Origin of the sequence: Streptomyces sp. NPDC002669 (assembly GCF_042889165.1) — a bacterium.
GTDB lineage: Bacteria > Actinomycetota > Actinomycetes > Streptomycetales > Streptomycetaceae > Streptomyces.
The window spans coordinates 60,839-72,499 of the sequence record NZ_JBIAQQ010000016.1 but is presented as its reverse complement, the minus strand read 5'-3'; the positions used below and the strand labels follow the sequence as shown (position 1 = coordinate 72,499).

Sequence of the window (11,661 nt, the reverse complement as noted above, 5' to 3'; positions counted from 1 at the left end):
CGGGCGCGGGGGGGGGGGGGGGGGGGGGGGGGGGGGGGGGCCCCCCCCGGGGCCCGGGGGGGGGGGGGGGGGGGGGGGGCCCCCCCCCCCCCCCCCCGGGCCGGAGGACGGTCCTACTGCTCCTGCGGCAGTTCCTTCAGCCGGATGTTGCGGAACGACACGTGATCGTCGGCGCCGTGGTTCTGGATGCCGATGTAGCCGCTCTTCAGGCTCCGTACCGGATCGGTGTTGGTGAAGTCGTTGATCTTGACTCCGTTGAGGAAGACCTGGAGGCGTTCGCCCCGGACCCTGATCTCGTAGCTGTTCCACTGGCCGGGCGGTCGCAGGACCCGGTCACGGGCCTTGGCGTTCGCCGCCTTGAAGGTGTAGATCGAGCCCGTGGTGCGGTCGGCCGCGTCGGTGGCGTCGATCTGGACCTCGTAGCCGTTGTTCACCGCGGACCAGGGGTCGTCGGACTCCGGGAAGCCGACGAAGACGCCGGAGTTGTCGTCGCCCCGCATCTTCCAGTCCAGTCGGAGCGAGTACGAGCCGAGCTCCTGGGCCTGGTAGGTGAGCAGGCCCATGCCGCCCTCGGAGCGGAGTTCGCCGTCCACGACGTCGAACTTTCCGGGGCCCGCCTGCTTCCACCCTTCGAGCGTCCTGCCGTTGAAGATCGACCGGTAGCCGGTGTCGGGCTCGCAGTCGGCCTTCACCTGGCCGGCCGCGTACCGCATGCCGCCGAGGAGCAGCTTGCGGAACTCCGGTTCGGCGTAGGACTCCTTGGTGTGGCCGAGGCCGGTGTAGAAGGAGCGGCCGCCCCCGTAGGTCTGGCACCAGGTGATCGGGTGGTCGCCCTTCATGGTGCCGCCGGTGTAGCTGGTCTCGTCGAGGGTGGCCAGGACCTTTGCCCGGTCGCGTGGATTGGTGCGGTAGTTGTACCACTCGTCGGTGCGGTTCCACTCGTCGCCGAGGTGGGCGGTGGCCGGGTGGTCGTGGTCCTCGACGCGGACGGTGGCGGGCTGGACGGCGGGGTGCGAGGAGAAGTACGCGCCGACGAGTCCGCCGTAGAACTCCCAGCCGTACTCGGTGTCGGCCGCCGCGTGGACGCCCATGTAGCCGCCTCCGGTGGCCACGTAGTTCTCGAACGCCTTCTGCTGGTCGGCGTTGAGCACGTCACCGGTGGTCGAGAGGAAGACCACTGCGTCGTAGCGGGCCAGGTTGCCGGTGGTGAACTGGCGGGGTTCCTCGGTCGCGTCGACGGTGATGTTGCCGCCCTCGCCGAGTTCCTTCAGTGCCGCGATGCCGTCGGGGATGGCGTCGTGGCGGTAGCCGGCCGTCCTCGAGAAGACCAGGACGCGTCTGGCGGCCTTGTCGGGCGCGTCGTCGGAGAGCTCGAAGTCGTCGATGTCGTAGAGCGCCCCGGTGCCTCCCTTGAAGACCAGGAAGAGTTCGGTGGTCTTCTTCGGGACTCCGCGCAGCGGTACGTCGATGTCCTGGAACCTGTCCCAGGCGCCGGTCACGGGCACGGCCGCGGAGCCGAGGATCTTGCCGGTGACGGATCCGGCCCGCACTTCGAGGAAGCCGCCCGCGCCGTTGGAGGAGATCCGCGCGGTCAGCTCGGTGGAGCCGCTGAGGAGGTAGGGCTTGAAGGAGATCCAGTCGTCGTTGTGGATGTCGCCGACCGTCTTGCCGCCGTGGGCGGTCGCCTTGTTCTGCGGGGCGACGCCGTGGGAGTTGCTGTAGTGCTCGGCCTGCCGGTGGCGCGGCTGGAGTTCGGACTGGTCGTGGCCGGACAGCGCGGCCTGGCCGCCGCCCCCGCCGTCCGTGTAGGAGGCGTCGATGACTCCGAAGATGTTGGCGTTGGGGTCGTGTCCGCCGTCCATCTCCGTCTTGATGGTGCCGGTGCAGCCGTGGGCCGTCGTGATGGGGTGGCCGTGGCTGTCGTGGCCGAGGATGAAGCGGACCTCGACCTCGGAGCAGTCGATGGTGCCGTCCTCGGGGTCGGTGACGGTCACCTTGAACGGGATGTCGTCGCCGAAGGCGAACAGCTGCCCGTCACCGGGGAGTTCCAGCTTCACCACGGGGGCGGTGTTGCCGACCGTCACGTGGACGTTGGCCGTGCCGGTGCGGCCGGTGGGGTCCTTGGCGGTGACGGTGGCGGTGTAGGTGCCGTTCTTCCGGTACGTGTGCGTGGGGTTTGCGGCGGTCGACGTCCCGCCGTCGCCGAAGTCCCAACTGTAGGTGAGCGGGTCGCCGTCGCCGTCGGTGGTTCCGGCCGAGGAGAAGGCGACCTTGAGGGGGGCGGTGCCGGAGGTCCTGTTCGCGGTGGCCTCGGCGATCGGTGACCGGCCGCCGGTGGCGTTCTCGATGCGGTAGAGCGCCGAGTTCTGGTCGCCGCCGAAGTAGCCGGTGCCGTAGTCCAGGACGTAGAGCGCGCCGTCCGGGCCGAACGTCATGTCCATCACCTGGGTTCCCGACCAGGGGAAGGCGTTGATGGACCCGACCGTGCCGTCGGCGCCCTGGTCGATGCGCTTGATCCAGCGGCGGCCGAACTCACCGGCGAAGAAGTTGCCGTCGTACGCCTCGGGGAACTTCACGGCCGAGTCGAGGTCGGCGTCGTAGTGGTAGACGGGCCCGCCCATCGGGGACTCGGAGCCGGTGCCGAACTCGGGCACCGAGCCGCCGTTGTACGGGATCCAGGCGGGCTGGGCCGGTGGCAGGTCGACCAGGCCGGTGTTGTACCGGGAGGTGTTCCTGGGCGCGGCGCAGTCGAATGCCTCGCCGGAGGTCCTGGTCGCGAAGTCGTAGTCGACGAACGGGTCGTTGTTGCCGGTGCAGAACGGCCAGCCGAAGTTTCCGGCCTCGGTGACGCGGGCGAATTCGACCTGGCCGGCCGGTCCGCGCTTGGGGTCGGCCGCGCCGGCGTCGGGCCCGTAGTCGCCGACGTACACGATGCCGGTGGGCTTGTCGACGGTGAAGCGGAAGGGGTTGCGGAAGCCCATCGCGTAGATCTCGGGCCGGGTCCTGTCGGTGCCCGGTGCGAAGAGGTTGCCCTCGGGGACGGTGTACGTGCCGTCGTCGGCGACCTTGATGCGGAGGATCTTGCCGCGCAGGTCGTTGGTGTTCCCCGAGGTGCGGCGGGCGTCGAACACGGGGTTGCGGTCCGGCCGGTCGTCGATCGGGGTGTAGCCGTCGGAGGCGAACGGGTTGGAGTCGTCGCCGGTCGACAGGTACAGGTTGCCCTGCGCGTCGAAGTCGATGTCTCCGCCGACGTGGCAGCAGATGCCGCGCGAGGCCGGGATGTCGAGGACCTTCTTCTCGCTGGCCGTGTCGAGCGTGCCGTCCTCCTTGAGGACGAAGCGCGAGAGCCGGTTCACGCCGTCGAACTCGGCGAAGTCGGCGGCGGTGCCGTTCTCCGGGGCGTCCCCGGCCGGGGTGTCCAGCGGGGGCGCGTAGTAGAGGTAGATCGCCCGGTTCCGGTCGAAGTCCGGGTCGACGCCGACGCCCTGGAGCCCTTCCTCGTCGTGCGAGTAGACGGGGAGGACGCCGGCGAGGGTGGTGTCACCGCCGCTGTCGGTGAGCCACAGTTCGCCGCCGCGCGCGGTATGCAGGACGCTGCGGTCGGGGAGCACCGCCAGGGTCATGGGTTCGCCGGTCTCGGCCACTCCCTTGGCGAGGGTGACCTGCTGGAATTCCTCGGCCGCCGCGTCGGTGGCGGCCGGTGCCGGTTCCTGCGCGGCGGCCGCGGGCGGGGGGCCGAGCGCGAGGGTGGCCGCGGCGAGCAGCCCGCCGGTGAGCAGTGCGAGGGTTTTACGGACGCGGAATCCTGCCCTGCTCCTGTTGGGGGTGGTGGTTGCGTGCACGAGTGTCCTCCGGAGGGTGCCGGTTGTACGGGCGGGTGTTGCCGTGCCGTTCTGCGCGGGGACTGCCGCGCGGGGGTCGGGGGCCGGTGGGGCACCGACGACCAGGTCATGTCATGTACACGTTTTGGACGGTAGACCCGTTCGTCCGGGACGGAAAGCCCTTGTGCGGGGGTCCGTCGAACTTTTACCGGGGTCAGGACAAAGCAGTGCCGGGGCAGGGGTCGGTGCGGAACGGCCGCGGGAGGCCGTTCCGCCCGCGCCGTTCCGTTCCATACCGCCCCGCGCCGAACGGACCGTCGTACAGGACCGGGGGGACGAACCGTCAGTCGCCGCCCCCGAATGCCGCGTCGAACGAGGCGGCGGGCGGCTCGAAGTCGTACCGCTTCAGCGTGGCCAGCGCCTCCGGCGCGCCCACCAGCCGGTCCATCCCGGCGTCCTCCCACTCCACGGAGACCGGCCCCTCGTAGCCGATGGACCGCAGCATCCGGAAGACGTCCTCCCACGGCACGTCGCCGTGCCCGGCGGAGACGAAGTCCCAGCCGCGCCGCGGGTCGCCCCACGGCAGGTGCGAGCCGAGCCGCCCGTTGCGGCCGTCCAGCCGTCTGCGCGCCTCCTTGCAGTCCACGTGGTAGATCCGGTCCCGGAAGTCGTACAGGAAGCCGACCGGGTCCAGGTCCTGCCAGACGAAGTGGCTCGGGTCGAAGTTCAGCCCGAACGCCGCCCGGTGGCCGACGGCCTCCAGCGCGCGGTGCGTGGTCCAGTAGTCGTACGCGATCTCGCCGGGGTGCACCTCGTGGGCGAACCGCACGCCCTCCGCGTCGAAGACGTCCAGGATCGGGTTCCAGCGCTCGGCGAAGTCCTCGTACCCCCGCTCGATCATGTGCGGCGGGACCGGGGGGAACATCGCGACCAGGTGCCAGATCGACGACCCGGTGAAACCGATCACGGTGCGGACCCCGAAGGCGGCGGCCGCCCGCGCGGTGTCCTTGATCTCCTCGGCCGCCCGGCGGCGCACCCCCTCGGGCTCGCCGTCCCCCCAGATCCGCGCGGGCAGGATTCCCCGGTGCCGTTCGTCGATGGGGTGGTCGCAGACGGCCTGGCCGACGAGGTGGTTGGAGATCGCCCAGCACTTCAGGCCGTACCTGTCGAGCAGTTGCCGCCGGCCGTCCAGGTAGCCGGGGTCGGCGAGTGCCTTGTCGACCTCGAAGTGGTCGCCCCAGCAGGCGAGTTCGAGTCCGTCGTAGCCGAAGTCCCGGGCGAGCCGGCAGACCTCCTCCAGCGGCAGGTCCGCCCACTGGCCGGTGAAGAGTGTGAAGGGACGGGGCATGGGCGGGCCTCCTAGAGAGCCACGGGGGTGTGTACGGAGTTGTTCGCGGCACTCTCCGCCACCGCCGCGAGCACCCGCTGCACCTGGAGTCCGTCGGCGAACGAGGGTGCGGGGTCGGTGCCTTCGGCGATCGCCCGCACCAGGTCGCGGGCCTGGTGGACGAAGGTGTGCTCGTAGCCGAGGGCGTGGCCGGGCGGCCACCACGCCTCCAGGTAGGGGTGTTGGGGTTCGGTGACGAGGATGCGCCGGAACCCTGCCGTGGTGGCGGGTTCGGTGTGGTCGTGGAAGGCCAGTTCGTTGAGCCGTTCCAGGTCGAAGGCGAGCGAGCCGCGCTCCCCGTTGATCTCCAGTCGCAGCGCGTTCTTCCGTCCGGCCGCCATCCGGGTCGTCTCGAACGAGGCCAGCGCCCCGGAGGCGAGCCGGCCGGTGAACAGGGCCGCGTCGTCGACGGTCACCGCTCCGCGGGCGGCCGGGCCGGCGGCCCCGTGGAGCCCGCCCGGCGGGGCCGCCGCCAGCGGCCGTTCGCGTACGAACGTCTCGCTGACCGCCGACACCCCGACCAGCGGCTCCCCCGCCAGGTACTGGGCCAGGTCCACGATGTGCGCGCCCAGGTCGCCGAGGGCCCCCGAACCGGCACGTTCCCGTTCGAGCCGCCAGGTGAGCGGTGTCTCCGGGTCGACGAGCCAGTCCTGGAGGTAGGCGGCGCGGACGTGCCGCAGGGCACCGAGCCGTCCCTCGGCGATCAGCCGGCGGGCGTGGGCGATGGCGGGCACCCTGCGGTAGTTGAAGCCCACCATCGCGACCTGGCCGCGGCCGGCCGCGCGCCGTGCCGCCCCGGTCATCGCCTCGGCCTCGGCGACCGTATTGGCGAGCGGCTTCTCGCACAGCACGTGCTTGCCGGCCTCCAGGGCGGCGACGGCGATCTCGGCGTGGCTGTCGCCGGGGGTGCAGATGTCGACGAGCTGCACGTCGTCCCGGGCGATCAGGGCCCGCCAGTCGGTCTCCGCCGCTGCCCAGCCGTGCCGGGCGGCCGCCGCGTCGACCGCGGCCCGGTCGCGTCCGCAGATCGCGGCGAGCACCGGCCTCATCGGCAGCTCGAAGACGTGTCCCGCGGTGCGCCACCCCTGCGAGTGGGCGGCGCCCATGAACGCGTATCCGACCATGCCGACGCCGAGCACCGGCGCGCCCGTCGTCGGCACGGCCGGTACCGGCGGCGCTGCGGCCTCCTGATCCGTCTCTTCCCTGCGGGCCATCCGGGCTTCCTCCTCCTCGTCGGTCGTTCGGTGGGTGCGGCGGGAGGGTCACGTTCCTCCCCCGGGCCGGATCAGCTGAAGCCCGTCGGCAGGTACTGGTCGACGTTGTCCTTGGTGACCACGGCCGAGTAGAGGGTGAGGCTGGTCGGGATCTCCTGCTCGGCCAGTCCGCCGACGCCCTTGTTCTGGGCGAGGGCGCGGGCCAGGTCGATGGCGGACGCCGCCATCGTCGGCGGGTAGAGGACGGTGGCCTTCAGGACGCTGTCGTCGGCCTTGATGGCGTCCATCGCGGACTTGGCACCGGCGCCGCCGACCATCAGGAACTCGTCCCGGCCCGCCTGCTGGATGGCGCGCAGCGCGCCCACGCCCTGGTCGTCGTCGTGGTTCCACAGCGCGTCGATCCGCTTCTGCGCCTGGAGGAGCTGGGCCATCTTCGCCTGGCCCGACTCGACGGTGAACTCGGCCGCCTGACGGGCCACCAGCTCGATGCCGGGGTAGTTCTTCAGGGCGTCGGCGAAGCCCTGGCTGCGCTGCTTGGTGAGCTCCAGGTTGTCGATGCCGGCCAGTTCGACGACCTTGGCACCCTTCTTGTCCTTGAGCTGTTCGCCGATGTACGTGCCGGCGTTGAGGCCCATGCCGTAGTTGTCGCCGCCGATCCAGCAGCGGTACGCCTGCGGGGAGGCGAAGATCCGGTCCAGGTTGATGACGGGGATGCCCGCCCGCATGGCCTCCAGCCCGACCTGGGTGAGCGCCTTGCCGTCGGCCGGGAGGATGACGAGGACGTCGACCTTCTTGTTGATGAGGGTCTTGACCTGGCCGATCTGGGCGGCGGTGTCGTTGGAGCCCTCGGTGGTCTCCAGGGTCACCTCGGAGTACTCGGCCGCCCGCGACTTGGCGTTCTCGTTGATGGCGTTGAGCCAGCCGTGGTCGGCCTGCGGGCCGGCGAAACCGATGGTGACGGGTTTGCCGGGCTTGTCGTCGGCGGCGGGCGCGTTGCTCTTCGCGGGGCCCTCGCTCTTGGGGTCGTTGCTGGTGCAGGCGGTGAGGAGGGCGCCCGCGGAGACGGCGGCGGTGCCGAGGAGCAGTCGTCTGCGGCTGGTTTCTGGCATGGCTGTCGAACCCTTCGTCCGGTGCGTGGCTGTCACAGGGGGAACGGGGGATGGAGCGGAGGTACGGGTGCGGGTCAGGTCTCGCCGTGCGCCGCCGTGCGGCGCTGGACCAGGACGGCGGCGACGATGATCGCGCCCTTGGCGATCTGCTGGACGTCGCTCTGGAGGTTGTTGAGCGCGAAGATGTTGGTGATGGTGGTGAAGACCAGGACGCCGAGCACGGAGCCGACGATGGTGCCGCGTCCGCCGCTGAGCAGGGTGCCGCCGATGATCGCGGCGGCGATGGCGTCGAGTTCGTACAGGTTGCCGTTGGTGTTCTGTCCCGAGCCGGCCAGGACGATCAGCATGAAGGCGGCGATGCCGCAGCACAGTCCGGAGAGCAGATAGAGCAGGAGCCGCTGCTTGCGCACGTCGATGCCGGCCAGCCTGGCCGCCTCCGCGTTGCCGCCGACCGCGACCGTACGACGGCCGAAGGTGGTGCGGTTCAGGAGCAGCCAGCCGATGACGGTGACCGCGGCGAACATCATGACCAGCGGCGGGACGCCGAGGACGTACGAGTCGGGCAGGCCCAGGTCGAGGACCGACTGGACGGTGACCATCTGGGTCCTGCCGTCGGTGATCTGGAGGGCGAGTCCGCGGGCCGAGGCGAGCATGGCCAGCGTCGCGATGAACGGCACCATCCGCCCGTACGCGACGAGCAGGCCGTTCACCAGCCCCGCGCAGAGCCCGACGACCACGGCGGTGAAGGCGATCCCCGCGAAACCGTACTCCTGGGTGGCGACCGTGGTCGCCCAGACGGAGGCCAGCGCGACCATCGCGCCGACCGACAGGTCGATGCCGCCGCTGGTGATGACGAACGTCATCCCGACGGTGACGACGCCGATGACGGACGCCTGGGTCAGGACCAGCTGAAGGTTCCCGGTGTCCAGGAAGGCGTCGGGCTCGGTGATGCCGCCGACGGCGATCAGTACGGCGAGGACGCCGAGGAGCGAGAGGTTGCGGACGTCGACACGCGGCCGGAAGGCACGTGCGGGTCCGTTCTCCTTCCCGGCCGCGGGGGCCGGGGCGGGGCTGCTCCCCCGGTCCGGCCCGCCCTGCTGCGCCGGGGAAACGGGCTGCGTCATGACGTGGAGCTCCCTTCCATCACCAGGTCGAGTACGCGGTGCTCGTCGAGCTCCCGGGCATCCGCCGTGTGCACGACGCGGCCCTCGCGGAGCACCAGCACCCGGTCGGCGAGGCCCAGCACCTCGGGCACCTCGCTGGAGACGAGCAGAACGGCGAGGCCCTCGTCGGCCAGTCGGCGGATCACGGCGTAGAGCTCGGCGCGGGCCCCCACGTCGACGCCGCGCGTGGGTTCGTCCAGCAGCAGCACCCGGCAGCCGCGCAGCAGCCAGCGGGCCAGGACCGCCTTCTGCTGGTTGCCCCCGGAGAGCGTGCGGACGGGGGTGTCCGGGTTGTCGGGGCGCAGGGAGAGTTCGCGGGTGGCGGCGCGGGCCGCCCGGCGCTCGGCCCGCCGGTCGAGCCAACCGGCCCTGGAGAAGCGGGACATCGAGGAGACGGAGACGTTGCGGGTGACGGATTCGAGCATCAGCAGGGCCTGCGCCTTGCGTTCCTCGGGGGCGAGGCCGATCCCGGCGGCGACGGCCGCGCGGACACTGCCGGGCCTCAGCCGCTCGCCGGCCACGAGGACCCGGCCGGCGGTCGGCCTGCGGGCGCCGTAGACGGTCTCCAGGATCTCCGAACGCCCCGACCCGACGAGTCCGGCCAGACCGACGATCTCTCCCGGCCTCAACTCCAGGTCCACCGGGTCGAATTCCCCCTTCCGCGCCAGCCCCTCGATCCGCAGCACGGGCTCCGCCGTCGGGTCGGCGCGATCCGCCGGGCGCGGCGGGAAGACGTACTCGACGTTGCGGCCGGTCATCATGGCAACGATGTCGTGCGTCGGTGTGGACCTGGCGGGCAGTCCCCCGGCGACGGCACGGCCGTCCTTGAGCACGGTCACCCGGTCGCCGATGCGGCGGATCTCCTCCAGCCGGTGGGAGATGTACACGACGGCGACGCCGTCGGCGGTGAGGGAGGCGACGACGCGGAAGAGGTTGTCGACCTCGTCGGGGTCGAGCGCGGCGGACGGCTCGTCCATCACGATGAGCCGCACGTCGTGGGAGAGCGCCCGCGCCATGGAGACGATCTGCTGCTGGGCCGCGGACAGTTCGCCGACCGGGCGGGCCGGATCGATCTCCGGATGGCCGAGCCGTTCCAGCAGCGCGGCGGCGGCCGTGCGGGCCGCCCGGGCGCGCACCACGAAGCGGGCGGTGACGGGTTCCCGGCCGAGGAAGACGTTCTCGGCGACCGACAGTCCCTCCACCAGGTCGAGTTCCTGGTAGATGGTGGCGATGCCCAGACGCATCGCGGCGACGGGCGACTTGAGCGTCACCGGTGCGCCGTGCCAGGTGATCTCGCCGCCGTCGGGTTGGTGGGCGCCGGCGAGCACCTTGATGAGAGTGGACTTCCCGGCGCCGTTCTGCCCGAGGAGACAGTGGACCTCCCCGGCCCCGACCTCCAGGTCGACGCCGTCCAGGGCGCGCACTCCGGGGAACGACTTGGTGATGCCGGACATGGTGAGCAGGGGTGGTTGCGGTGCCATGACGAATCCCCTCGGCGGGTGCGACGCGGCCGGTGAGCGGGCAGGGCGGTACCAGGTGCGGTGGTGCGGGTGTTCCGGCGCCCCGGGGTTTGCGGGGTGCGCCCATGCGTGGCCGGGCCCGGGTCAGGCCGGCGAGAAGAGGTGGTCGCTGATGAGCCGGGCGGCGCCGATCACTCCGGCGGCCGGTCCCAACTCCCCCAGCACGATGGGGAGGTTGTTGGTGGCCAGCGGCAGGGACTGCCGGTAGACCTGGGTCCGGACGCTGGCGAGGAGGGTGTGGCCGAGTCCGGTCACACCGCCGCCGATCACCACCAGGCCGGGGTTGAAGAAGCTGACGAGTCCCGCGATGACCTGGCCGACCCGGTTGCCGCCCTCCCGGATCAGGTCGAGCGAGGTGGCGTCACCGGCGGCTGCCGCCGCGGCGACGTCGACGGCGGTGAGTCCGCCGGCCGCCTCCAGCCGGGCGGCCAGTTCCGCCGACCGTCCGGTGCGTGCCGCGTCCTCGGCGTCGCGGGCGAGCGCGGCGCCGCTGAAGTGGGCTTCCAGGCATCCCCGGTTGCCGCAGGCACAGGGACGCCCCTCGGGTTCGACCTGGATGTGGCCGATGTCCCCGGCGCTGCCCGTCGTGCCCCGGTGGACCTCTCCGCCGACGACGATGCCGCAGCCGATGCCGGTCCCGATCTTGACGCAGAGGAAGTCGCCCACGGAACGGGCGACGCCCGCGTGCTGCTCCCCCATCGCCATCAGGTTCACGTCGTTGTCGACCATGACCGGGCAGCCCAGTTCCTGGCTGAGCGCCTCGCGGACCGGGAAGCCGTCCCAGCCGGGCATGATCGGCGGTGCCACCGGTACGCCCTCGGGGAAGCGGACCGGTCCGGGTACGCCGATGCCCGCGCCGTCGAAGCCCTCGGCGAGCCCCGACGCCCGGAGCTTGGCCGCCATGGACAGCACCTGCTCGAAGACGGCGACGGGCCCTTCGCGTACGTCCATGGGGTGGTTGAGGTGACCCAGTACCTCCAACTCGGCGTTGGTGACCGCCACATCGACGGATGTGGCACCGATGTCGACGCCGAGGAAGCGCAGTTGCGGGGCGAGCCGGATGTTGTGCGAGCGACGTCCGCCGCGCGAGGCGGCGAGCCCGTCGGCCACGACCAGTCCGGTCTCCAGCAGCCGGTCGACCTCGACGGCGAGCTTGGAGCGGGAGAGATCGACCTGATCCCCCAGCTGTGCCCGTGAGTTGGGCCCGCCGTCGCGCAACAGCCGGAGCAGTCGCGCCTGATGGGCGTTCGCGGGTCGTGCCGTCATGCGTCTCACGCGCCCCTCCCGCCACATCGGCCTGTCCGTCGGGCTTTCGAGGGGAACGTAGCAGTGGTTGCCGGGGCTGGGAAGAAGTTGCGCGGGAATCCATGGCAACTTTCTCCACATCGAGGACAAAGACGTGGGGGCGCAACGCGGAAGCGCCCGCCGGTGGCCTCGGTGGGAGGAC

7 protein-coding genes are annotated in these 11,661 nt (G+C 71.5%); all 7 read right to left on the bottom strand.

Features of this window, described 5'->3' with window-relative positions:
• Positions 1 to 113: 113 nt before the first annotated feature.
• Positions 114 to 3,842, bottom strand: coding sequence for a ThuA domain-containing protein (locus ACFYW1_RS23290; RefSeq protein ID WP_388996316.1), 3,729 nt, complete (start codon positions 3,840 to 3,842; stop codon positions 114 to 116).
• A 322-nt stretch (positions 3,843 to 4,164) separates the two neighbouring features.
• Entirely contained in the window at positions 4,165 to 5,169 is a 1,005-nt protein-coding gene (locus tag ACFYW1_RS23285; RefSeq protein ID WP_388996313.1) for a sugar phosphate isomerase/epimerase family protein, read from the bottom strand.
• Between the two features lie 11 nt (positions 5,170 to 5,180).
• Positions 5,181 to 6,422 carry a Gfo/Idh/MocA family protein gene (locus tag ACFYW1_RS23280; RefSeq protein ID WP_388996310.1) on the bottom strand — a complete coding sequence of 414 codons (1,242 nt, stop codon included), beginning with the start codon at positions 6,420 to 6,422 and terminating at the stop codon, positions 5,181 to 5,183.
• Between the two features lie 71 nt (positions 6,423 to 6,493).
• The gene (locus ACFYW1_RS23275) at positions 6,494 to 7,531 is read right to left on the bottom strand and encodes a substrate-binding domain-containing protein (RefSeq protein WP_388996307.1); all 1,038 of its coding nucleotides are present in this window, start codon (positions 7,529 to 7,531) and stop codon (positions 6,494 to 6,496) included.
• Between the two features lie 74 nt (positions 7,532 to 7,605).
• The gene (locus tag ACFYW1_RS23270; protein ID WP_388996305.1) at positions 7,606 to 8,655 is read right to left on the bottom strand and encodes an ABC transporter permease; all 1,050 of its coding nucleotides are present in this window, start codon (positions 8,653 to 8,655) and stop codon (positions 7,606 to 7,608) included.
• Positions 8,652 to 10,175, bottom strand: coding sequence for a sugar ABC transporter ATP-binding protein (locus ACFYW1_RS23265; RefSeq protein ID WP_388996302.1), 1,524 nt, complete (start codon positions 10,173 to 10,175; stop codon positions 8,652 to 8,654). The genes ACFYW1_RS23270 and ACFYW1_RS23265 overlap by 4 nt, the downstream gene beginning before the upstream one ends.
• A gap of 123 nt (positions 10,176 to 10,298) precedes the next feature.
• A complete protein-coding gene (locus ACFYW1_RS23260) occupies positions 10,299 to 11,480 on the bottom strand; it encodes an ROK family protein (RefSeq protein ID WP_388996299.1) in 1,182 nt (393 codons plus the stop codon).
• Positions 11,481 to 11,661: the final 181 nt, after the last annotated feature.

Excerpts from the sequence above, each read along its gene's own strand:
- ACFYW1_RS23285 (WP_388996313.1), bottom strand. The coding sequence starts at position 5,169 with ATGCCCCGTCCCTTCACACTCTTCACCGGCCAGTGGGCGGACCTGCCG.
- ACFYW1_RS23280 (WP_388996310.1), bottom strand. The coding sequence starts at position 6,422 with ATGGCCCGCAGGGAAGAGACGGATCAGGAGGCCGCAGCGCCGCCGGTA.
- ACFYW1_RS23275 (WP_388996307.1), bottom strand. The coding sequence starts at position 7,531 with ATGCCAGAAACCAGCCGCAGACGACTGCTCCTCGGCACCGCCGCCGTC.
- ACFYW1_RS23270 (WP_388996305.1), bottom strand. The coding sequence starts at position 8,655 with ATGACGCAGCCCGTTTCCCCGGCGCAGCAGGGCGGGCCGGACCGGGGG.
- ACFYW1_RS23265 (WP_388996302.1), bottom strand. The coding sequence starts at position 10,175 with ATGGCACCGCAACCACCCCTGCTCACCATGTCCGGCATCACCAAGTCG.
- ACFYW1_RS23260 (WP_388996299.1), bottom strand. The coding sequence starts at position 11,480 with ATGACGGCACGACCCGCGAACGCCCATCAGGCGCGACTGCTCCGGCTG.